The 23087-nt window shown below is 61.6% G+C and carries 15 protein-coding genes and 1 tRNA gene; 14 read left to right on the forward strand and 2 right to left on the reverse strand.

What is annotated here, in order from left to right; genetic code table 11:
- Window positions 1-120: 120 nt before the first annotated feature.
- The 13 genes from ICL81_RS04175 (at window position 121) to ICL81_RS04235 (ending at window position 17206) form a co-directional block, all read left to right on the forward strand.
- On the forward strand, window positions 121-3237 hold the full coding sequence (locus tag ICL81_RS04175; RefSeq protein WP_188033701.1) for a glycosyltransferase: 3117 nt from the start codon (window positions 121-123) through the stop codon (window positions 3235-3237).
- Window positions 3234-4640 (forward strand): DUF5719 family protein, encoded by a 1407-nt coding sequence (locus ICL81_RS04180; protein ID WP_188033702.1) that lies wholly within the window; start codon window positions 3234-3236, stop codon window positions 4638-4640. Before ICL81_RS04175 ends, ICL81_RS04180 begins: the two co-directional genes overlap by 4 nt.
- Before the next feature lie 34 nt (window positions 4641-4674).
- Window positions 4675-5115: a metallopeptidase family protein gene (locus ICL81_RS04185; RefSeq protein WP_223160562.1), complete on the forward strand. Its 441-nt coding sequence runs from the start codon at window positions 4675-4677 to the stop codon at window positions 5113-5115.
- A gap of 43 nt (window positions 5116-5158) precedes the next feature.
- Window positions 5159-5842, forward strand: a complete 684-nt coding sequence (gene mtrA / locus ICL81_RS04190) for an MtrAB system response regulator MtrA (RefSeq protein ID WP_188033703.1) — start codon at window positions 5159-5161, stop codon at window positions 5840-5842.
- 9 nt (window positions 5843-5851) lie between these two features.
- Window positions 5852-7561 (forward strand): MtrAB system histidine kinase MtrB, encoded by a 1710-nt coding sequence (gene mtrB, locus ICL81_RS04195; RefSeq protein WP_188033704.1) that lies wholly within the window; start codon window positions 5852-5854, stop codon window positions 7559-7561.
- A complete protein-coding gene (locus ICL81_RS04200; protein WP_188033705.1) occupies window positions 7558-9294 on the forward strand; it encodes an LpqB family beta-propeller domain-containing protein in 1737 nt (578 codons plus the stop codon). Before mtrB ends, ICL81_RS04200 begins: the two co-directional genes overlap by 4 nt.
- Before the next feature lie 71 nt (window positions 9295-9365).
- A complete protein-coding gene (locus ICL81_RS04205) occupies window positions 9366-10106 on the forward strand; it encodes a chlorite dismutase family protein (RefSeq protein WP_188033706.1) in 741 nt (246 codons plus the stop codon).
- Window positions 10107-10184: 78 nt separating this feature from the next.
- Window positions 10185-10958 (forward strand): ComF family protein, encoded by a 774-nt coding sequence (locus tag ICL81_RS04210; RefSeq protein WP_188033707.1) that lies wholly within the window; start codon window positions 10185-10187, stop codon window positions 10956-10958.
- Window positions 10959-11054: 96 nt separating this feature from the next.
- Window positions 11055-11687, forward strand: a complete 633-nt coding sequence (hpf, locus tag ICL81_RS04215) for a ribosome hibernation-promoting factor, HPF/YfiA family (RefSeq protein WP_188033708.1) — start codon at window positions 11055-11057, stop codon at window positions 11685-11687.
- Window positions 11688-11912: 225 nt separating this feature from the next.
- Window positions 11913-14636: a preprotein translocase subunit SecA gene (secA, locus tag ICL81_RS04220; RefSeq protein ID WP_188033709.1), complete on the forward strand. Its 2724-nt coding sequence runs from the start codon at window positions 11913-11915 to the stop codon at window positions 14634-14636.
- A 60-nt stretch (window positions 14637-14696) separates the two neighbouring features.
- Window positions 14697-15653 carry a thioredoxin domain-containing protein gene (locus ICL81_RS04225; RefSeq protein ID WP_188033710.1) on the forward strand — a complete coding sequence of 319 codons (957 nt, stop codon included), beginning with the start codon at window positions 14697-14699 and terminating at the stop codon, window positions 15651-15653.
- A 41-nt stretch (window positions 15654-15694) separates the two neighbouring features.
- A tRNA-Thr gene (locus tag ICL81_RS04230) sits at window positions 15695-15770 on the forward strand.
- A 473-nt stretch (window positions 15771-16243) separates the two neighbouring features.
- Window positions 16244-17206, forward strand: coding sequence for a DMT family transporter (locus tag ICL81_RS04235; RefSeq protein WP_188033711.1), 963 nt, complete (start codon window positions 16244-16246; stop codon window positions 17204-17206).
- Between the two features lie 20 nt (window positions 17207-17226).
- Here ICL81_RS04235 and ICL81_RS04240 read toward each other — a convergent pair whose 3' ends face one another.
- A complete protein-coding gene (locus tag ICL81_RS04240) occupies window positions 17227-17844 on the reverse strand; it encodes a nitroreductase family protein (protein WP_188033712.1) in 618 nt (205 codons plus the stop codon).
- Window positions 17841-18266 (reverse strand): peptide-methionine (R)-S-oxide reductase MsrB, encoded by a 426-nt coding sequence (gene msrB, locus ICL81_RS04245; protein ID WP_188033713.1) that lies wholly within the window; start codon window positions 18264-18266, stop codon window positions 17841-17843. The genes ICL81_RS04240 and msrB overlap by 4 nt, the downstream gene beginning before the upstream one ends.
- Window positions 18267-18466: 200 nt before the next feature.
- Here msrB and ICL81_RS04250 point away from each other — a divergent pair, with 200 nt between their 5' ends.
- On the forward strand, window positions 18467-23029 hold the full coding sequence (locus ICL81_RS04250) for an HtaA domain-containing protein (protein WP_188033714.1): 4563 nt from the start codon (window positions 18467-18469) through the stop codon (window positions 23027-23029).
- The last annotated feature ends 58 nt before the right edge of the window (window positions 23030-23087 follow it).

A 23087-nucleotide genomic window follows, 5' to 3' on the forward strand; every position in this document is an offset into this window, starting at 1 on the left:
GATCTGCGCCCACCGATCTCCCGGGGGCACCCGCCTGTCCATTTCGTCGATCTTGCTGATCGACAGATTGCGGCACGCCTCCAGCTTTCCGCAGGTGTAGCGGCCTAAACTGGCCGCCATATGCGCAGCAAAGTGACCGTCGTTCTCGTCGCCAACCAGGGTGGAGAATGGCTCAACGAAACAGTTTCTGGGATTAGGTCGCAGACCCGTGTGCCGGCGACCCTTGTCGCGGTAAACAACGGTGGCGGCACTCGCGTGGACAATCAGCTCCGCGAGGCTGGGGTAGACGCGATTGTCGCGCTGCCCTCAAAGGTGTCCTTCGGCCGCGCAGTTGCGCAGGGCGTTGAGAACCGACCGCAGTCCCAGGCCGCTTCAAGCGACGAGACTGACTGGTTCTGGTTACTCAGTGAAGATGCGTGTCCTGAGCCAGAGGCGCTCGACCATATTCTTGCCCGTGTCGAAGTCGCACCCTCGGTCGTCGTCGCAGGCCCCAAACTCGTTGACTGGGATCACCCCGAGCGAATCATCGAACTTGGCCAGAGCCTGACGAAGCGTGGTTCACGCTGGCTGTTGCGCCGCCAAGAACTCGACCAGCAGCAGTACGACCACATGCAAGATGTCATGGGCGTTGGCCCGGTCGGCATGCTCGTTCGCGCCGATGTCTGGGAACAGCTCGGTGGCTTCGACCCGGCGTATTCGACGTACGATGACGGCCTCGATTTTTCGGTGCGCACCCGACTCGCGGGTTACCGCGTTGAGGTTGCCGCAGAATCGCGTGTCCGCTTCGCACGCAGTGGTGTCGCAGGCCCGCGCATCGACCGCAGCCGCTCGGTGCTGCGCCAGGCGCACCGCCAGGCACGCACCTCGCACTTGCAACGCCGCATCGCGTACGCACCCGCGTATCTCGCGGCGCTGATGTGGATCGGCCTGCCGTTCCTGTCTATTGCGCGCGTCGCGTGGGCGCTCATCCGAGAGCAGCCGGGCAACATGTTTGCCGAGTTCCTTTCGGCATGGTCGGTGTTCTTGCGCCCCAAGATGCTCTTGCAGTCACGGAAACGCGTGAAGGAAGCCTCTCACGTGGGCTGGCCCGCGATCCGCCAATTGCGAGTTGACCAGAAGTACGTTCGCACCGCGCGCATGATCGACCGTGAGGCGATCCTTGCTGCGCAGGGGCGTCAGAAGCGCGAGATTCATTTCATCTCGACCGGTGGCCTTGCCGTGCTCATCGCGGCGTTCGTGCTCGCAATCGGTATGACGTGGTGGGCGATTCCGAACACGAGTCTCATCGGCGGCGGAATGGCGCCGCTCAGTGGCTTTGCTGAGTTGTGGCACAACACCCGCATGATCGATGGAGTTCCTGCTGACCCGTTCACATGGGTGCTTGCGGTACTCGGCTCGCTCACGTTCTGGAACCCGTCGCACGCCCTCGTCATTCTGGTGGTCATCGCGATCCCGCTTTCGGCCATGGGTGCTTGGACCTGGGCTGCACAGCTCACCGAGTCGCGCGCCGGTCGCGCAATTACGGCGCTTGGCTTCGGCCTGAGCCCGGTGCTGCTCGGCTCCATCGCTGCCGGTCGCCTCACAACTCTCATTCTCGCGATCGTGTTGCCGTGGCTGCTGCTCGCTGCGACCCGCTGCCGCGAGTCTTGGAGCTGGGCCGGCACCGCATCGCTGCTCGCTGCAGTCGCGCTCGCCTGCGCCCCCGTGCTGCTCCCGGTCGCGCTCGTATTCCTGGTCATCGGTCTCTTCAGCAGCGTGCGTGGCATGGCTCGCGTGCTCACTGTCGCGATCGCACCCGCGGTGCTGTTCGCGCCGAAGATCATCCACGCCCTGTGGAGCGGATCGCCCCTAAACATCTTCATGGATCCCGGCGCCGTGTCGCCCTTCGAACCTGGCAACACCTGGCATTTGCTGCTCGGCTTCCCCGAGTTTGGCCTTGAGGGCTGGGGCAAGATCTTCGAAGCCATCGGCCTGGGTGGCGCACCTGCGACCTTGCTGGTCGGCATCCTCATGCTCCCGCTCGCCCTCCTCGCCCTGCTCGGCCTCTACACGGGTCGCATCGCGGTCACCGTGCTGAGTGCACTGTTCGGCGGCCTCGGCATGTTCATTGCGATTATGTCGAGCAACTTCGTATTGACGACGATCGGTGACACGGGCGTCGCGCTGTGGCCCGGATCGGGTCTCGCGCTGTACTGGCTTGCAATCGTCTCGCTCGCGGCCCTCGGTGCCGAACTCATTGGGCGCGCCGCTCCCGCGGTCATTTCGGTTGCAGTAATTGGCGCACTCATCGCGGTGGGCCCGCTGGCGCTGACGCTTGCTTCGGGCAAGGTTCCGCTCGCAGAGCAGCACCAGCAGACTCCCGCCATCGTGCAGGCTGCTGGCGCTGGCAACACCACAACGCGCACCCTCGTTCTCACCGCGACGGGCGACCACGCGGTGCGCGCCGAGGTGCTCGTCGGTGCAGGCACTCGCATGGACCAAATGCGGACAGCAGACTTCCGTAAGCAACCGACTGCGCAAGACAAGGAGATCGCGGATCTCGTCGGCGCGCTCGGCTCCATCGGTGACCCCAGCGTTGAACAGCGCCTGCAAGACGCAGGCGTGAGCTTCGTGCTTCTGACCCCCGGCCCCGACGCAAGCGCAGACGCAGAGATGCAGCGCATCTTTGAGCAGCACGTCGAGCTGCTCAGCGCTGGTTCGACCCAGCAGGGCCTGCTGTGGCGTGTGGCTGATGACGTGGTGCAGAAGGCAGAAGAAGGATCGACCTCACGTGTGCTCGCTGGCACCAACCTCAGCGGTCACACGATCTGGGTCATCCAGGTCATCGTGCTCCTCGGCATGTTCATGCTTGCGCTCCCGACCGGTGAGGTCGTAGAGCAGCCTGAGCGTCGCGTTAAGCCCGCAAAGGTGAAGCCGCCGAAGGCGGCAAAGCCCGCGAAAGAACCGAAGCCTGAAAAGGTGAAGAAGCCCAAGAAGCCCAAGAATGGAGCAGCGGTTGCTGCCGGCGGTGAGGCAGGCGTCGAGCCTGGAACGCCTGAAGCACCCCTGGTTCCTGACGCGTCTGAGGTGGCGGAGGCACCTGAGGCGGCGGAAGTACCTGAGGCGGCTGAAGCATCTGAGCCGAGGGGAACATCCGAGGCGATTGAAGCACCCGCTGCCCCTGAGATTCCCTTGGTGCCCGAAGCTCCAGCAGCGCCCGAAGCAACCGATACCGACACCAAGGAGGCACGCTCATGAGCGGCCGCACCAGCATTGTTCGGGGTAGCGTGCGCGCTGCCACAGGTTTGGTCATCACAGGTATCGCAGCGACCGCCGCGATTGTTCTCGGAACTGGCGACAGCTTCCAGGTGGAGCGACCGCCGCTTGCTCTGACTGTCGATACACAGCAGGGCGGCGAGCAGCGTCTTGTCTGCGCCGGACCATTTGGCGAGCTCGGCGCAGACCCGAGTCAGCCAGATGTCTCGATTCCTGTCGGTACGGTTGACGTTGCGTTTGCAGCTGCCGACGGCGTCACCGCGGGGGAGCAGACGTTGCATCCGAACAACGGATCAACAGACGGTGGCAAAACCTTTACCGGTGCGACAGGCGAGACGATGGGCGCCGCTCAGTACACGGCTGTCAAGACTGCGACCATTGCCGGAGCAGCGGCCTCAACCTGCGTCTCTCCGGCGAACAGCCTGTGGCTCATCGGCGGATCTTCAACACTCGGTGTCTCAACGACCGTCACCATTGGTAATCCCTCTGACGTGATTGCGACCGTGCACCTCGCGGTGTTCGATGAAAACGGGCGGATCGATGCTTCCGAGTCGGCTGGCGTCATTGTTCCGGCAGGTGGTCAGCAGACGGTGTCTCTCAACGGCTTCGCTCCCGATCGTGAACGTCTTGCGGTCCAGGTGACGAGCACAGGCGCGCCAGTCACCGCATCGCTCGGGGTTGCCCACATCGTCAACCTCACGCCGTTCGCGATTTCTTCCGGCACCCGCCAGCTGCGTCCCGCAATGACCTCGGTCATCCCTGCGGTCATGCACCGCGATGTGTCCGGGCGTGAGAACCGTGCGAGCGATGCAGGCGACGGCGATGAGGTCCCCGTCACCGTGCGCGTGATCGCAGCTGATGGTGCTGAGGGTGTCGCGCGTGTGCGTGCTGTTGATGCAGCGGGTTCGATCACCGAGCTCGGCACGATCAATCTTGCAGCAGACACCGTTGGTGATCTTGTCGTCGCCAAGTGGCCGAAGCAGGCAAACGCAGTCATCGTCGAAGCAGACGTTCCCGTTTACTCTGCGGCTCGTGCGGCGGCGCGCATGCTTGGCAGCCAGGACTATGAATGGTTCTCGGCCGCACCCGTTATCAATGCTGACTCTGAGGTCGCGGTACCCGTGGTTAAGGGTGGCCAGCTCGTGGTCACAAACCCCGGCACAACGACCGCTGAGGTGAGTGTGCGCGCAACTGGTGGCGCGACCGCAAACGTCAAGGTTCCGGCAGGTGCCGCGGTGCCCATCGCGCTCAGCGGCGCATCCGTGCTCTCGACCAATGCTCCCGTGTACGCCGCGGTACGAGTGGTCGGTGACAACCGTATGGCCGGCTACCCGATCGTGCCCGAGATCGACCGCGATGGAGAGCTGACGGTGTACCTGCGGTGATCCGCGCTCATCTTCACGTCCTAGAATTGCAAGTATGAGTCATCGGGATCGATTGTCGCGCGGCGTCGCGCGTCGGCATGATCGGCGGCCGATACGGTCGTCGATGGCCGGGCCGTCGATCATGGACCCCGGCAACCGGGTGACGAAGTTTGAGCGCTGGGCGCGGGCGGTCGTTGACTACCTGCAGGCAGAGTTCTCCGACGAGCTCCAGAACGTGCAGATTGGTTTCCAGACAGCGCCCTACCCCGAGGTGCGCGGCAATGACGAAAGCCAAATGCCGCTGTTCTACAACGTGAACCGTGCAGAGCGCACGATCGTGTTGTATCGCATGCCGATTCAGCGTGCCCGTGGCCTTCACGTCGATGATGAAGAACACCGCAGGTACTTCGTCGAGCACTGCGTGTATCGGGCCGTGTGTGAGTACCTTGGGCGAGAACCATGGGAACTCTTGCCCGGGCGATTTGAACACTTCTAACAGGTTGTCCCGATCCGCGCCCGGTGACAGGCATAATGGTGACATGACTGCACGGATCCTGGTGGTTGACGACGACCGGGCCCTCTCTGAAATGCTCACCATGGTGCTTCAGGGCGAGGGCTTCGCAATCGAGCACGCCTTTGACGGCACTGAGGCTGTTGAGGTGTTCCGCAAGGTTCGCCCCGACCTCGTACTCCTCGACCTGATGCTGCCAGGCATGGACGGCATTGAGGTCTGCGAGGTGATTCGTGAAGAGTCGGGCGTTCCGGTCATCATGCTGACTGCGCGCACTGACACACGTGATGTGGTGCGCGGCCTCGAAGCAGGTGCTGACGATTACGTCGTGAAGCCGTTCAACCCGGCCGAGCTCGTCGCGCGTATCAAGGCTCGCCTGCGCGAGATGCCGGCGACCGTTGGTGAGCGTTTGCACATCGGTGATCTCGAGATCGATGTTACTGGCCACGAAGTGCGCCGTGGTGACCAGGTGATCTCGCTGACGCCCCTCGAATTTGATCTGCTCGTGATCCTCGCGCGCACGCCCCAGCAGGTGTTCACCCGCGAGGTACTGCTTGAGCGCGTGTGGGGTTACCAGTACAAGGCAGACACCCGTCTCGTGAACGTGCACGTGCAGCGCCTGCGCGCGAAGATTGAGCCTGATCCTGACCGTCCCGTCATTGTGACGACGGTTCGTGGCGTCGGCTACCGCGCCGGCGCACGCTTCCAGTAAGGCTCACTCGTGGCTAGCTCCGGGAAGCGGTCGCGCTTCAGCCTTGCGCTGCGGCGCGCACGACTGCGATTCATTCGCTTGGTCGACCCGGTGCTTGGTCCGTTACGTCGCCTGTGGCGTCACTCGCTCATGGTGCGCACCATGGCAACGACGGGTGTGCTTACCGGCCTCATCGTTGTTGTCACTGGCGCAATCTTGCTCGCGAGTATCAGCACCGACCTGTACAGCTCTCGCAAAAGTCAGTCGCTCGAAGATGCCGCACGAGCGACGCTTGCGGCGCAGCGTTTCATCGATGCATACGATGCGGCGGATCGCGGCGGTCTCTCCACCCTCTCAGCGTCGGTGCGCCGAACGGTGCAAGACACTTCGGCCAGCCAGATGATTTACGTGCGCCGGCAACCTGGCCAGGCTCCGTTCCTTGAAGCACCGCAGGAGTTCAATACGAACTCTGCGCTGATGGACGCGGTTACGCCCGAGCTCGCGGAGGCGTTGAGCGACGGGAACGATCCGCAATATTTGCAGCCCGTGACGTTCATCAATCAGGACGGGACGCAGTCACCCGGTCTGGTAGTCGCTTCGACACTGGTGTTCCCCGCTGGCGCGGGAACCTACGACCTATACATCGGGTACGACCTCTCTAATACGCAGGAGACGCTCGCATTCGTGCAGCGTACGTTCTTGCTTGCCGCTGTCGGCATGATGCTGCTGATTGGTGCACTGGTGTGGACGATGAGCCGGATCGTGTTCCGCCCGATCCGCTCGGCTGCCGAGGCGAGTAAGCGCGTTGCAAGCGGTGACATTTCCGCGCGTATGCCGCGGCAGAACGACTACTACTTTGATCAGCTCTCGACGCGCTTCAACGAGATGGCAGACACGATCCAGGCGCGTATTCGCGAACTCGATGAGCTGTCTGCGATGCAGCAGCGGTTCGTGTCTGACGTCTCGCATGAGTTGCGGACGCCGCTCACGACGATCCGCCTCGCGAGTGCCGTGCTCCAGGCGCAGCGCGAGAGTTTCGATCCATCGCAACAGCGCGCAGTCGAAGTAATGGAAACGCAGCTCGTGCGTTTCGAATCTTTGCTCGCAGACCTGCTTGAGATCTCGCGGTACGACGCAGGTCACGTGACGCTCGAACGTGAGTCGACCAAGATCGTCCCACTCGTGGAAGAGATCGCTGACCAGCTGCGCCCGCTGTCATCGAGCCTCATTGAAGTGCGCCCGATCGGAGGCTACACGCCGATCGAGGTTGATGCGCGACGTATCCGCCGTATCATCTCGAACCTGGTCGGGAACGCGATCGAACATGGCGAGGGCAAGCCCGTCGTCATCACGATCGATTCGAACGAGAGCGCAGTCGCGGTCTCGGTGCGTGACTGGGGCGTCGGTATGACGTCTGACGCGCTTGAACACGTGTTTGACCGATTCTGGCGCGCGGATCCCTCGCGCAAGCGCACCCTCGGTGGAACGGGCCTCGGTCTCGCAATTGCGTTGGAAGACGCGACTGCGCATCAGGGATCGCTCGAAGCCTGGTCAGCACCAGGAGAAGGCTCAAACTTCCGCCTCACCCTGCCGCGCTCAACCCGAAAGGCTGTTGGCGTCTCGCCCTTGCCCCTCGTGCCGGAGGACGCAGCAGCGGAGGGCACCGTGCAGGTCACCGGTAACTGGCTCAAGCGTAAACTGCGCCGCGTAACGGGAACGTCGAAGGAGGAGCGCGCATGATCCGCCAACGTCGACTCAGCAAATCGGTACTGCCGATGGTGTCGGTTACACCCGTGACCTCTGCGCGTCGGTCGCGCCGCGTTGGACCGGCGATTGCGCTCACACTCGGCTTCGGGTTGCTCGCCGGGTGTGCAGCGATTCCCGCCCACGGCCCCGTCGAGGTTGGGCTTGCCGACCTCGCGCAGGGCGAGCAGCAAGTGCAATTCAACCCGTCTGGCCCACTCGTTGGGTCGAGCCAGGAAAACCTCGTGCGCGGCTTTGTGTTGGCTGCAACATCGAGCACTGACGACTATGCGGTCGCGCGGGAATTCCTGACGCCTGACTATGCCCAACAGTGGGATCCGTACGCCGGAGTCATCGTCGATGAGGGCACGCGTCCGTTCCGCAAGGGAGCTGATGACACCGGACTCCTGTCGGTTTCGCAATCCGCCGAGATTGACGAGTCAGGCACGATGACTCCCGCGCACCCTGGCCCGAGTGTCGACATGCGCTTCGAATTCGAAATGGTGGGCAATGAGTGGCGGATCGCGTCAGCGCCCGCGGGCATCATCGTCGACCGCGCGAACTTCTCCTCGATCTGGTCGGCACATCAGCTGTATTTCGTCGACCGTAACGGGCAGCTCACACCAGAGACGCGGTGGTTCCTCAACCGCGCAGCGTTGCCCACAGAAATTGTGACCGAACTACTCGAGGGGCCGAGCAGTCTCTTCGTCACCCAGGTCGAGAGCGCTTTCCCCGCTGGCACCGAGGTGCGCGGCGATACCGTCGTGGTTATTGATGGCATTGCTCAGGTTGACCTCACCGGTTTCATGCCGCCTACCCACGCAGACGAGCGCAAGATGCTCGACCAACTCCTCGCGAGTCTCCAAGCCGTGCCAGGCTGCTCAGGGGTGCGACTCTCGATTGATGGCGTCGTCATCGCTGAAGATCAAGAGACAGATCAGCAGTCGAAACCTGAGGCACGCGGTCGTCAACTCATTGGCGCGCGCGAGGACGGCTTTGGCCCGATCTCGAATGGGGTCATACACCCCATGGCAAACCTCAGCTCGGCCATCACCGAACTCGAACCCGATGCTGTCTCGCTCGGCAAGAATGACGCACTTGCCGCAGTGCGCCATCGAGGTGGAGTCAGCCTCGTGACGCAGGCAGAAACGATTCCTGTCGACAGCCGTGCACAACTGCTCGAGCCGAGCATCGACGACTGGGGCTGGGTGTGGACGGTTGCGGCTGACGCCCCCGGGCTCGCGCGTCTCACCGCAGACACGGGGGAGCAGAGCGACATTCGTCTGCCGTGGTCTGCCGAGGGTGAGGTTGCTGCGGTTCGGGTCGCGCCCGGCGGCAATCTCATTGCGGCGCTCGTTGAAGACGGGCCAAACAGTGTCGTCCTCGTCGCTGGTGTCACGCGCGATAAAGATGGCAAGCCCATCGGAATCGCTGAGGACGGCGTCGAAGAGATGTGGGCAACGGGCACACCGATCGACCTGGACTGGATCGATAACACCCGTTTCGTGACCCTTACCGGCACCGGCAGTTCGACCTCGAAGGTCACAGTTGGCGGCGTTGGTGTCTTCTCGTACGAGCAGAGCAGCGTGTCAGACGGTATTCAGGTGTCTGGCAGCGGTGGCCGTGCACAGATCCGCGTGCGCAGCACTGCTGGCTTTGTCTTTGCACCGCAGGGCGGGGGTTGGCAGCGCGTCGAAACCGACGTGCTGGCCCTCGCTACACGCGGCTAGTCACACAGAGTTCTCATACCCGTTGATTGTGGGGTCTTGCCAGGACTCAACTTTCGGCGGAGTATGAGGGCATGACTGAAACACGAGGTGTCCCGGCCCACGCCAATGTCGAAGAGCGCCATTCGGCGGTCTTGTGTGCAACCTTCCGTCTGAGCTCAACGCACCCGATGGTGCTTGATGGGCGCGATGTTGCCAGTGCTGTTCGCGAGCTAGATGATGTGGTTGCGAGCTTCGTGAGCGAGGGCGTCTCGCTGCGCGGTTGGTATGACGTGAGCGGGTTGCGTAATGACGCTGACCTCATGGTCGTGTTGCACGGCGCCGCGGTCGAAGACCTGCAGTGGGGCCTGCGCCAGATCCGCCGTACCGGCCTCATCCGTCCGCTCATCCGCAGCTGGAGCGCGGTCGGGCTTGCAAACGAGCCGGCAGCCTTCGACAGCGAACCGCTGCAGTGGCTCTCAGTTTCGCCGGCATCGCCAGGTCTCTTGGATTTCGCCGCGTTCGCCGAGTTCCTTGATCTTCCTGGCTTCGACGAGGACGATGCGCTGCTTTTCCCAGACGATATCGACGAACAGGGTGACGATGGTGACGCCGAAGACTTCGAGACACTCGACGGCGATATCGTGGTGCATCAGTTCGCCGGATACGGCCTCGGTGACTTCCCCTGGCTCCTCGCAATCGAGGCCGAGCGACTCGAAGATCTTTCCGGAGTCGTCGGTGAGCTGATCGCTGACAGCGACGGTCTGCTGCTCGAAGGCCCTCGTGTGACTGGTCGTCTTCTCGAGACCGCCGAAATCATCGAAGTGCTCCAGTAACTCACTCGCTCAGACACTTATCCACGTTCCTGATTTTCCGGGGTGCGGTTCAGTCATACATCGCCCGACAATCGGTGCATGACTGAACCTGCCCGATTTCTTGTGTTCATGCGCGAGCTCGCGCTCGACCTGCTCGCAGTAGTGTGGCCGACGCAGTGCGCCGGGTGCGGGCGCGCGGATCGCGACCTCTGTGGTCCGTGTGCCCGAGAGGTGCGCACCTGCACGGTCGGCAGAAGCGAGGTTGGCGGGCGGTGGCTCACACTGTCGTGCGGTGAGTATTCGGGAGTCGTGCGCGATCTGCTTGTGCGGTTCAAACACGGTGGCGAGTTTGGGCTGCACCGCGCACTCGGTGACCGACTCGCAGGTGGCCTTGCGGAAGCGTTGGCGGTTTCCGCGGCAGCGGCGCAGCACTCAGGGTCGGGAGCTCCAACGGCGCCCCTCATCGTGCCTGTACCCTCCCGGCGGGCGCGTGTGCGCAGCCGTGGCTACGCCCACATGACCGTGCTTGCACAGCGCGCACTGCGTCGGGTGAAACGGGCAAATTGGGCAGACAATGACCTCGCACGCGAAGCCTCGCGCGCACTCATCTACCGCGGACTCGTCACTACACGCGGTCGCACCGGGCAGGTGGGTCTGCGCTCGCAGGACCGCATACGAAACGCGCGGCGTGTACGAGTTCCTGCTCGCTGCGAGCGAATACTACGTGGCCGTCAGGTCATCCTCATCGACGACATTGTGACGACTGGCGCCACAATTTCCGCCGCTGCTGAGGCGTTAATTGGCGTTGGCGCACAGGTGACTTGTGTTTTAGCTATGTGCCGAGCTGAGAGAACCGACAGTGTCGAAAATTAGGGCTGGATTAACTCAAAGTGAACCGAGTAAGGTTCGGGTAAGGCGTTACGGTGCGTCAAACCGAGGCACCCGCCTGAGCTATCACAGGAGGTCACCATGGACGTGCACATCCGAGGAAAGAACGTTGGCGTTACCGATCGTTTCGAGGAGTATGTGAACTCGAAATCGGAGAAGGTTGCCGGTCTGCTTCCGAAAGCGCAGGCGTTTGAAGTCACTGTTTCACGGCTCAGCGACCGTAGTCCCAAGCAGGGCGACCGCGTCGAGGTAACGCTCGTTGGCCCCGGCCCAGTCATTCGTTCTGAAGCTACCGGTGGCGACAAGTACTCGGCATTCGACATCGCCTACGCGAAGGTGCTCGAGCGTATCCGTCGCCTGAAGGACCGCCAGACTGACCGTCGTGGCCGCGGCCGTCTTTCGCTCGGTGACGCAGCCGCAGCAGACTTTGCAGGCGTTGGCGTCACCCCCGCACCGGCTGAGGTAATCGACGCAGTTGCCACTGGCACAGTCCCTGTCGTTGCAACTGATGAAGAAGAGGCATACACGCCCGTCGTTATCCGTTCGAAGGAGTTCCCTGCTGAGAAGCTGTCGGTTGATGCCGCGGTCGATCAGATGGAACTCGTCGGTCACGACTTCTTCCTCTTCATTGAAGAGGTTTCGGGTAAGCCTTCCGTGGTGTACCGCCGCAAGGGTTGGAACTACGGCGTGATCGCGCTCAGTGAAGAAGAGTAACCAGATCAGGTAGGAACCGAGCGGGGTGGTGGATCAATGATCCGCCACCCCGCTCGCCCTGTTCAGGGCCGCAGACAAAAGTGTCGTGGAAATCTGAAGGATCAGTACAGCTTTCTCAGCTGCTTGCAACGCCCCTGGTTGCTAAGCTGAGATGAGTTGTCACATTTTGGCAACGACGGTGCCGTGTAAAGGCGGATCATCGCTATTACCGTACAGGAGACACACGTGGCGACAGTTTTCGAGAAGATGCTTCGGATGGGCGAAGGTCGTGTGCTGAAGAAGCTTCAGCGTCAGGCCAAGCTCATCAACGATCTCGAATCCGGCATTCAGGAACTCACCGATGAGGAACTGAAGAGCGAAACGGCCGAGTTCCGTGCCCGCCTTGAGGCTGGCGCGACCCTTGACGACCTGCTTCCCGAGGCGTTCGCAGTTGTTCGTGAGGCTGCCCGCCGCACGCTCGGCCTGCGCCACTTCGATGTGCAGCTCATCGGTGGTGCGAACCTGCATCTTGGCAACATCTCGGAGATGAAGACCGGTGAGGGTAAGACCCTCGTCGCGACCCTGCCTGCCTACCTCAACGCTCTCACGGGCAAGGGCGTGCACATCATCACCGTCAATGACTACCTCGCGACGTACCAGAGTGATCTCATGGGGCGCGTATTCCGTGCGCTTGGCATGACCACCGGCTGCATCATTGCAGGCCAGGACCCGGCAGAGCGTCGTGAACAGTACAACGCAGACATCACCTACGGCACGAACAACGAGTTCGGCTTCGACTACCTGCGCGACAACATGGCGAACACCGCTGGTGAGCGCGTGCAGCGCGGCCACAACTTCGTCATCATCGATGAGGTCGACTCGATTCTGATTGATGAGGCGCGTACGCCCCTCATCATCTCGGGTCCCTCGTCAGGTGAGGGCAACCGTTGGTTCGCTGAGTTTGCGCGCATCGTGAAGACTCTCGAGCCTGGGGTTGACTACGAGGTCGACGAGAAGAAGCGTACCGTTGGTGTGCTCGAGCCCGGCATTGAAAAGGTTGAGGACTACCTCGGTATTACCAACCTGTACGAATCGGTGAACACCCCGCTGATCTCGTTCCTCAACAACTCGATCAAGGCGCGCGCGCTCTTCACCCGCGACAAGGACTACGTCGTTCTGAACGGCGAGGTCCTTATCGTTGACGAGCACACCGGTCGTATCCTCGCCGGTCGCCGATACAACGAGGGCATGCACCAGGCCATCGAGGCGAAGGAAGGCGTGCAGGTCAAGGCTGAGAACCAGATGCTCGCCACCGTGACCCTGCAGAACTACTTCCGCCTGTACGAGAAGATCTCGGGCATGACCGGTACCGCAGAGACCGAGGCCGGCGAGTTCATGTCGACCTACAAGCTCGGCGTTGTTCCCATCCCGACCAACCGCACGATGCAGCGCAAGGACCAGCCTGACTTCGTCTTCAAGTCTGAAGAGGCAAAGTACGCTGCCGCAGTCGCTGACATTGCGGAACGTCACAAGGAAGGCCAGCCCGTTCTCGTTGGTACCACCAGCGTCGAGAAGAGTGAATACATCTCGCGTCTGCTTGCAAAGGCAGGCGTACGCCATGAGGTCCTGAACGCAAAGAACCACGCTCGTGAGGCATCGATCATTGCGCAGGCAGGTCGACTCGGCGGCGTCACCGTTGCCACCAACATGGCAGGTCGCGGTACTGACATCATGCTCGGCGGTAACGCTGAGTTCCTCGCAGTCCAGGAGATGACCGCACGCGGGTTCTCGACTGACGAAGATCCTGAAGCATACGAAGAAGCGTGGGACGACGTCTTCTCCGCGGTGAAGACAGCTGTCGCTGAAGAGGCAGAGAAGGTCATCGCAGTCGGCGGCCTCTACGTTCTCGGTACCGAGCGCCACGAATCACGCCGTATTGACAATCAGCTCCGCGGTCGTTCCGGCCGTCAGGGTGATCCCGGCGAGAGCCGCTTCTACTTGTCGCTCGCTGATGACCTCATGCGTATGTTCAACTCGGGCGCAGCAGCAGCGCTCATGGGGCGCGACGGCTTCCCCGACGATCTAGCAATCGAGTCGAAGGTTGTTTCGCGCGCGATCCAGAGTGCACAGAGCCAGGTTGAGGCGCGTAACGCTGAGATCCGCAAGAACGTTCTGAAGTACGATGACGTCCTCGACCGTCAGCGCAAGTCGATCTACGGCGACCGCGCACAGATCCTCGACGGTGAAGACATCGCTCAGCGCGTTGTAGATTTCCGCAAGCAGACTATCGACGCAATTGTCGATACTCACGGCGCAGACGGCAATTGGGACTTCGATGCGCTCTGGAACGACCTGAAGCAGCTGTACCCGATCGGCATCACTGCCGACGAGGTGCTTGCTGAGGCTGGTGGATCCGCCGCCCGCATCGACCGTGCGTTCCTGAGCCGTGAGATTAACTCCGACGCAGATGTTGCATACGCAAAGCGCGAAGAGCAGCTCGGCAGCGAGGCAACGCGTGAGTTCGAGCGCCGCGTTGTGCTCACCACGATTGACCGCCGCTGGCGCGACCACCTCTACGAGATGGAATACCTCAAGGAGGGTATTGGCCTTCGCGCGATGGCACAGCGTGATCCGCTGGTCGAGTACCAGCGCGAGGGATACTCGATGTTCGAGGGCATGATGGGCCAGATCAAGGAAGAAGCAACTGGCTTGCTCTTCAACCTTGAGGTGCAGGTCCGTCCCGCTACCGAAGCGCACGATCACGTACACCTCTCGGGTGGTGGCCTCGACGAGGACACCGCTCCCGATGCATCGAAGCTGAGCTACAGCGCTCCCACCGAAGACGGTGAAGCGAAGATTAGCGGCGCGGGCGCTCCCGCCGAGAAGTCACAGGCCGGCGGCCGTGGCGCATTCGGTCAGGCTACCGGCGACGCAAACCGTGCACAGCGTCGCGCAAACAAGAAGAAGTAACGACAACCCACCTAACCCGTAACTGTGGCCGTCAAGTTGGCGGCCACGGGGAGAATAGATATGTCTGATACCCAGAAGAAGCTCACGAAGAATGAGCGTCGTGAGCAGGCGCGTGAGCAGGCGCGCCAGGCTCGTGCTGCTGAGAAGCGTCGTGAGAAGCGTTCGCGCCTGTACATCCAGGGCGGCGTAGTTCTTGGCATTATCGCGGTCCTTGCAATTGTTGGCATCGTTATCTCGACCAGCATGAAGCCTGCAGGCCCCGGCCCCGCCAACATGGCGACCGGTGGCATCATCTTTGGCAAAGACCTCGAGGTCGTTAAGAGCAAGGCGATGCAGGATCCGACCTCGGAGCGTAAGGCGCCCGAGGTGAGCCGCGATGAACTTCCCATCGACATGACGATCTTCGTCGACTACATGTGCCCCGCGTGTGGCGCATTCGAGGGTCAGTACGGCTCGATGATTGAGCAGTACGTCGGCAGTGGTGACGTACAGCTGCAGGTATACCCTGTGACCTTCCTTGACCCGCAGTCGAGCGGCACTCGCTACTCGACACGTGCGGCGAACATGGTTGGTTGCGTCGTTGAAGAGCAGCCGGAGTACGCCTTCAAGCTGCACAACGCACTCCTGAGCGAAGACATCCAGCCTGAAGAAGGAACGACTGGTCTCACCGACCAGGAACTCCTGGATGTGGCAAAGGGTGTCGGTGTAGAGGCGACGAGCGAGCTGAAGAGCTGCATGAAGGAACAGCGATTCCGCGGCTTCTTCGACGCGAACTACAGCACGCTCAACGAGAACGGTGTTCCCGGCCTTGCTGAAGGCGCACTCCTCGTTGCTGACCCCAACACTGGTGCACTCCAGCCCGAGGGCAAGCAGGCACTGATCAGCACCCCCACCGTGATTGTCAACGGTCAGCAGTGGGTGTCGAATCGCGATGGCGATCTCGAGCAGTACATCCTGAAGCTCAAGAGCGAAATTGAGCAGAAGGCCGCGGCGAATGAGACAGCGACCGCCGAATAGCACTATGCTGTCAGAGGGCGATCAGCGATCGCCCTCTGTACGCCGCCTTAGCTCATCTGGTAGAGCAGCGCCCTTGTAAAGCGCAGGTGGTCGGTTCGAGTCCGACAGGCGGCTCCAACGAACCCCCCACTTCGGTGGGGGTTTCGGCGTTTCTGGGGTGCGGGTTTGTATGATTTCGCCACGGTCAGAGATCGAGCGTCGGTAAGACGAAGATCGCCGAAACAGTCTTACCGACGCTCGATCTCATACCGAAGCAGTGAGACCTGGCGTAAGCGGGAAGCGCGCCCAAGGCAAGGGTGGTCGCAAGACCGCCGGAGGTAGCCGCATAGCGAGGACTCCGCACGCACCGATCTACATAGTTGGGGCTGCCGAGGTGAGCCTCGCGGCTCACCTCGCCACTGGACAGTTGCCTCACAGCGCCTGGTATCCTGCGGGCGCAGGCTTTACCTACGCCTGCAAATCGACCGTCGTTATGGCGAATAAGACCCAAAACGTCTTACCGACGGTTGATTTGCAGACGAGGGCAAAACGAGGGCAAAACGGCCCGCCCGCACTCGAGCCAGTGAGCCCCAGAGCGATACGCTGAGGTAATGAACAGCGCCGCTCCTACACCTCGTGCGTCACGAACTCCGGTGTGGGCGGCGCTTCTGCTCTCGGGCTTCGCGGGCGTGCTGGTGGCGGCGCAGTCTCGCATGAATGGCCAACTGAGCGTCGAGCTCGGTAACGGTTACGTTGCAGCTGCGCTCTCGTTCACGATCGGTCTCGTGCTCGTCTCCGTGATCGTGGCGTGCTCGCCAAAGGGGCGTCGGGGCATTGGCCTCGTGCGCAAGGAGATCACGACTGGCAGACTCCCCGTGTGGGCGCTTTTCGGTGGGCTCGGTGGTGCACTCTTCGTGCTCGGGCAGGGCACCATTACGCCGATTGTTGGCGTCGCGCTCTACACAATCGGCATCGTGGCCGGCCAGGTCATCGGTGGGCTCGTGCTCGATACGACAGGTCTCGGCCCGGGTGGTCGCATGCAGACCTCACCGACCCGGCTCACCGGTGCTGTGCTGGTGATTATCGCGGTCGCGATTACTGCGTTCGCTGACGTGCACGACTGGATTGGGCTGCTGTGGTTGGTGCTGCCGGTGCTCTTTGGCGCCGCAGTGTCGATGCAGTCTGTGGCGAATGGGCTGGTGCGATCCGCCGCCCAGAGCGCGTTGACTGCGACGTTTGGTAACTTCATCGTTGGCGCCTCGACGCTCTGCGTTGCGGCGCTGGTCTCGGTACTGCTGAACGGGCTTCCCGAGAGCCTGCCTGTGACGCCGTGGCTGTACTTCGGCGGACCGATCGGCGTCCTCTTCATCGCCATCGCGGCCGCGCTCGTGCGCACCGCGGGCGTGCTCATGTTGAGCATGTCGAACGTTGCCGGCCAGCTGGTGGCTGCAGTCGCGTTCGAGGTGTTCTTGCCGCTCTCGGCGGGTGTGACGGTGTCGTTGCTGTGCGGCGCCGCGATCGCGCTGCTCGGTGTGGTCATTGCTGCACTGCCGAGCAAGCGCGCCGCGGGTTAGCTGCAGCGCGCGACGCGGCGCTACAGCTCGGTCAGCGCGCGATTGAGATCGAGCGCGCGCCGGAACTTCGGCCGATCTTCATCAGCAGGAATGCCACCGATGTAGAGCCAGCCGAGCAGATACTCTTCTGGCGCGAGTCGATGCGCGCGGTGCACGGGCGCGGATCGGGTATGCGGTCCGCTCCGCCAGATCGAGCCCCAGCCCGCCTCGTGGAGTGCGAGGCCGAGCAGGTGCGCGGCACCTGACGCAGCAGCTTCCTGCTCCCAGAGCGGCGCCTTGGGATGCGTGCGCGGACTCACCACGATCGCGAGCACGAGCGAGGCCCGCTGCGCCTTCGACAAGAACTTTGCGGTGCTCTTGAACTCCGCATCGGGGGAGAGGGAACTGGTGCGAGCCTCAGCCGCTGCCTCCGCGAGTGCGAATCCGAGCGCCTCGCGGGCGTCGCCACGCAGCTCGATGAAACGCCACGGACGGAGCGTTGCGTGATCCGCCACCGACGCCAGTGGCTCGATGAGAGCCTGCAGCTCCGCGGTCGTGGGTGCCTGCGGCGTCACCTTTGAATGTGATCGGCGGGCGCGGATCGCGGCAAGCGCCGGCGCGCTTTCGGTAACAACCGCGGGAGACTGTGCGGGGGTCACTCCGCCTCCGGGGTGAACGAAAGCGAAACAGAGTTCATGCAGTACCGGTCGCCGGTCGGGGTGCCGAAACCATCGGGGAAGACGTGGCCGAGGTGCGAGCCGCAGTTGGCGCAGCGAACTTCGGTGCGGACCATGCCGAGCGAGCGATCCTCAAGCAGTTCGACAGCACCCTCGCGGATGCTCTCGTAGAAACTTGGCCAGCCGCAGCCGGAGTCGAACTTCGTGCCAGCGAGGAACAGTTCGTTGCCGCACGCGCGGCAGGTGTACAGGCCAGCGCGTTCTTCGTCGAGTAGCTCGCCGGTCCAGGCACGTTCAGTGCCACCCTGACGAAGCACCTCAAACTCGGTCGCCGAAAGCTGGTTGCGCCACTCTTCGCCACTGCGCTGCAGCGGGTAATCGGCAGATTCGATTGGCTTGCTCATGTGTGTTCCTCCCCGTAGTGATGCATTCAGTGTAGGCGAGAGATGCCAGTCCCTGCCTCACGGATTGTCTCAAATTAGTGTGCGAACTTGCATCATCAGATGATATTCGTCAGACTAATAGATGGTTCAAGTGAGTAAGGGTAGCCTAACCACCCTCTGATCTTGAAAATCATCAGTCTCTAGCAGGGAGTTTCTTGCGCATGTTTGCCCGTTTGAAAGCGCGTGGTGCGGTCGCCGCGGTGCTTGTTTCAGCCTTGGTGGCCGGAGGTGCGTTCGTTGGTGGCGGAGCAGCCTACGCAGCCGAACCTGAGCCCACCGCAGTCAGTGAAGCTCCTGCTGCAAGCACTGAGGAATCGGTTCCCGCTGTAGAGGCCGAGACGGCTCCCGCGGCTGGCGAAACTTCGTCGCCCGAGGTGACCGAGGGTGACGCGCAGAACGAGTCGACGGATCAGGGCAGCGACGCAGCACCGGCCGAAGACGCTGGTGCGGTGACTGACGAGGCTCCCGCTACCGACGCCGAGGACGCTGCAGCTGCAGAAGACAAGGCAGTCACGACTGAGAAGCCCGCAGCGAAGACTGCCGCGCGTGCTGCGAAGGCTGCACTGCCTGAGTCGCTCGAGGCGCTCCGCGAGAACGGTGGCCAGTTGAGCTGGAACTTCCTCGATAGCTGGGCTGGCTATCTCCTTGGTTCTGGCGGTGCAATCACTCCTTACGGTGGTGCGACCGCTGGTGAAAAGGGTCTCATTAACTACCCCGAGGCTGCTTCAACCTCGTACAACCCCAAGACCGGTACTGGTGTGATTAATTACACCGGTGGTGTCGAGTGGAGCAACTCTGCACACGGCTTTGCCATTGCTATGCAGAACCCGCAGGTGAAGGTAGCTGCTGACGGTTCTGCCGTGTTGAGTGTCGAGATGAGCACCACGAACGCAAGCAGCGCAGGTAGCGTGGCACGTGCAGACATCGCTACGCTTCCCGCACTTGGTACTTCAGCTGACGCAGATGACCTTCGCGCATGGACTGCTGTCCCTACAACTTTTGCTGCTTCTCTCCCTCTCGCTGAATTCAGCCGCTACGCCGGTAAGGCTGCTTCGCCGATCACTCTTTCGACCTACGCACCGGAGCTTCCAACGAAGCTTGAGGATGTTCGTGTTGATGGTGGCGAGCTGAGCTGGAACTTCGAATCCAGCTGGGTTGGTTACCTGAACGCCTTCGGTGGCGCTGTGACTACTTACGGTGGAGCGACCGGTGGCGCTAACGGTCTCGTGAACTTCCCAGAGGCTGCATCGACTACGTATAACCCCAAGACCGGGGCCGGCGTGATCAATTACACCGGTGGTGTTGAGTGGAGCAGCCCGAAGCACGGTATCTACATTGCGATGCAGAACCCTCGTGTGACGGTGAACGCTGATGGTTCGGCGACGCTGAGTGCAGAGATGAGCACGGGGGATAGCACTGGCGCGGACTCGACTTCTCGCGTTGAAGTAGCAACGATTGCCGCCCTGGGCGCCGCAGCTGATGCTGATGATCTTCGCACTTGGACTGGTGTTGCGACTACGTTTGTGAACCCGCTGACCCCTGGTGGTCTTGGCCGTTACAACGGTAAGGCTGCTTCGCCGATCACGATGTCGGCATCAATGCCGGAGCTTCCCACGAAGCTTGAGGATGTTCGTGTTGATGGTGGCGAGCTGAGCTGGAACTTCGAATCCAGCTGGGTTGGTTACCTGAACGCCTTTGGTGGCGCTGTGACTCCCTTCGGCGGAGCAACTGGTGGCGCTAACGGTCTTGTGAACTTCCCAGAGGCTGCATCGACTTCGTACAATCCCAAGACCGGGGCCGGCGTTATTAATTACACCGGTGGTGTTGAGTGGAGCAGCCCGAAGCACGGTATCTACATTGCGATGCAGAACCCTCGTGTGACTGTGAAAGCAGATGGTTCGGCAACGCTGAGCGCAGAGATGAGTACCGCGGATAACGTTGGCGCGGAGTCGATCGCTCGCGTCGAGGTTGCAACGATTGCAGCTCTGGGCACTGCGGCTGATGCAGATGCTCTTCGCACCTGGACTAGTGTTGCGACCACGTTTGTGAACCCGCTGACCCCTGGTGGTCTTGGTCGTTACAACGGTAAGGCTGCTTCGTCGATCACCATGTCGACCTCGAGCCTGCCGAAGGCTTGGAAGCCGTCGATCGAGGTTTACCTCGGCGACTCGGAAACGCCTCTTCGCCAGAACGCAACCGTTTACAAGGGTGACGTTCTTACGATTAAGGGTTTGGACTTCGACCCCGAGGGAAACATCGGCGGCCGAGGGATGCCAATCCCGAACCACCTGCCTCAGGGCAGCTACGTCGTCTTCGGAAAGTTTGCTCAGAATTGGAAGCCCTCAGCTGGAGTGTCTTCGAAGGATCGGGCGAGAGGCCCGCAGGGATGGGCGTTGTCAGAAAATGTCATGAAGCAGCTCAGCGCCGAGACCCAGGAATCACTTAAGGGTGAATGGGTTGAACTCGCTGACGATGGCACCTGGACCGCGAAGCTTACGCTTAAGGACCCCGGAACTGCGGCATCGATTCTTCTCGGCGACTACGGCATTTACACGTTTGCAGCAGGCGGCGTCAACAACGCTGATCAGGAGCTGAAGCTTAAGCTCAACTACGTAGACAACGAACGCGCTATGGGCGCGCCCGAGTTCCGCGTCTACAAGGCTGACGGCAAGACCCCTCTTGGAAACGATCCTGTTTACGAAGGCGACAAACTCGTCATCAAGGGCAGTGGCTTTGACCCCTACGCGAACAAGGGCGGTATGGGGGAGCCGATTCCGAAGGATAAGCCACAGGGCACCTTCGTCGTGTTTGGCAGCTTTGCTGACAGCTGGGAGCCTTCGCAGGGAATCAAGTCCTCTGAGCGCACCTGGAATAAGGAAAGTCGTGCCTGGCTCCTCGCTAAGGACACTCTTGAAAATGATGTTCCCGAAGAGCACCGGCCTGCTGTCAAGGAACAGTGGGTTGAACTTGACCCGCTGAGCGGAAGCTTCGAGGCGACGATCACCGTGAAGCAGCCTACGAACCCCCTCGTAAGCGGCAAGTACGGCATCTACACCTACGCAGGTGGCGTCAACACCGCGAACGCTGATCAGGAGCTTCGTACCCTCGTGAACTTCAAGGGAACGAAGCCGGTTGAGCCCGAGGTGCCTAAGCCTGAAAAGACTAAGGGCGGCATGCAGTGGGGCATCAAGAAGAGCTTCACCGACTACGTCGTTAGCGCTGGTGGAACCATCACCCTCGATAAGAAGGGTGTTGCGAGCAAGAACGGCAACATTTTCAACTTCCCGCAGCAGACCGGTGGCAAGTGGAACGCTGCCAAGTCCACTGGCGAGGTTCGCTATGCCGGTAGCGTCTCCTTCAGTGCGCACGGTGGACTGATGTCGCTGACAGTTCAGGATCCGATCATCACTGTCAAGAACAGCAAGACCGCAGTGATGACTGTGATCACGGCTGACGGCAAGCGAATCCCGTTCGTTAACATTCAGCTCGGTGACAAGACGACCGACAAGAACGGGGCCGTCACTTGGCAGAGCGCTAAGACCACCATGCATGATGCTGCGTTTGACCTGTTTGGTCAGTACGACAAGAACGAGCAGTTCGATGACATCACCTTCACCGTAGGCCAGGGCGAGAACATCAAGCCCACCACCCCGACGAAGCCGAAGCCGACCAAGCCCGTCGTAAAGCCCAAGCCCATCGTGGTTCCCCAGAACAACTCGAAGCAGCCTGGTTCGCTGACCTGGGGTGTCTCGAGCGGATTCGCTGGCTACACGACCGGCAAGATCGCCAAGGGTTCGGTCACCTCTGATGGTGTCGGCCGTAGCGGCGGGGCGTACGTCTTCCCGCAGGCATCGAGCAGCTGGAACACCGCGTCGCAGACCGGCACCGTGCAGTTCTCGGGCGTGGTGACCTTCACCGGTCATCACGGTGCGATGGTGGAGTCCTTTAGCAACCCCGTCATCACGGTGAACAGCGCAAGCTCGGCAACCATGAACGCTGGCGGTCGTACCTTCACGCTCGACCTCGGTTCGGCAAGCAAGGTTGTTGGCTCGAACGGTGAAGTTACTTGGAGCGGTGTCCCCGTTGGTGGCGTCATCTCGGGTGGCGGATCAGCCGGCGGTGGCAGCGGCGCAGGTTCGTTCTCGGCCGATCCGCTCTCGTTCACGGTAGGTGCTGCGAACGGAACCAGCTACGGATCGACCGAGCAGACCTCGCCCTCGACCAAGCGCACCGCAGCTGACGCTCCTCCTGCGACGACGGGCATCACGCTGATCACCGACAAGAAGAAGCTCGTTGCTGGCGCAGAGGTTGAGTTTGAGGCGAGCGGCTTCGAGCCCAACGAGCGCGACATTCTCGTCGTGGTCTACTCCGATCCGATCGTCCTCGACGATGCGGCAGGCGCAGACGAAAACGGTGTGGTTCGTTGGATCGGTAACCTCCCCAAGGATCTGAAGCCAGGCGAGCACACGCTCACCCTTCAGGGCAGCAAGAACGCTGGTGTCAAGATCACCGTTCTCAGCAAGGAAGAGGCGAAGAAAGCCAAGGCCTCGGCAGGCAACGAGATCGTGACTGCACAGTCAGCCTCGGTCGAGAAGGCAGCTGCGGGCGACCTCGCAGCGACCGGCAGCATGCTGTGGCTCTGGTGGACTGCAGCGATCGTCCTACTGATCCTCGCAGTGGTGGGTGCGGCACTCGTCGTGCGCCAGCGCCGAACGATCGAATAACACCACATACAGCCTGGGGCCTGCTCGCGACAACGTGAGCAGGCCCCAACTGTTCGAT

This window comes from Leucobacter sp. cx-328 (assembly GCF_014530035.1).
Lineage (GTDB): Bacteria > Actinomycetota > Actinomycetes > Actinomycetales > Microbacteriaceae > Leucobacter.

Coding starts and splice junctions, on each gene's coding strand:
- ICL81_RS04175 (WP_188033701.1), top strand. CDS start 121: ATGCGCAGCAAAGTGACCGTCGTTCTCGTCGCCAACCAGGGTGGAGAA.
- ICL81_RS04180 (WP_188033702.1), top strand. CDS start 3,234: ATGAGCGGCCGCACCAGCATTGTTCGGGGTAGCGTGCGCGCTGCCACA.
- ICL81_RS04185 (WP_223160562.1), top strand. CDS start 4,675: ATGAGTCATCGGGATCGATTGTCGCGCGGCGTCGCGCGTCGGCATGAT.
- mtrA (WP_188033703.1), top strand. CDS start 5,159: ATGACTGCACGGATCCTGGTGGTTGACGACGACCGGGCCCTCTCTGAA.
- ICL81_RS04200 (WP_188033705.1), top strand. CDS start 7,558: ATGATCCGCCAACGTCGACTCAGCAAATCGGTACTGCCGATGGTGTCG.
- ICL81_RS04205 (WP_188033706.1), top strand. CDS start 9,366: ATGACTGAAACACGAGGTGTCCCGGCCCACGCCAATGTCGAAGAGCGC.
- ICL81_RS04210 (WP_188033707.1), top strand. CDS start 10,185: ATGACTGAACCTGCCCGATTTCTTGTGTTCATGCGCGAGCTCGCGCTC.
- hpf (WP_188033708.1), top strand. CDS start 11,055: ATGGACGTGCACATCCGAGGAAAGAACGTTGGCGTTACCGATCGTTTC.
- ICL81_RS04225 (WP_188033710.1), top strand. CDS start 14,697: ATGTCTGATACCCAGAAGAAGCTCACGAAGAATGAGCGTCGTGAGCAG.
- ICL81_RS04235 (WP_188033711.1), top strand. CDS start 16,244: ATGAACAGCGCCGCTCCTACACCTCGTGCGTCACGAACTCCGGTGTGG.
- msrB (WP_188033713.1), bottom strand. CDS start 18,266: ATGAGCAAGCCAATCGAATCTGCCGATTACCCGCTGCAGCGCAGTGGC.
- ICL81_RS04250 (WP_188033714.1), top strand. CDS start 18,467: ATGTTTGCCCGTTTGAAAGCGCGTGGTGCGGTCGCCGCGGTGCTTGTT.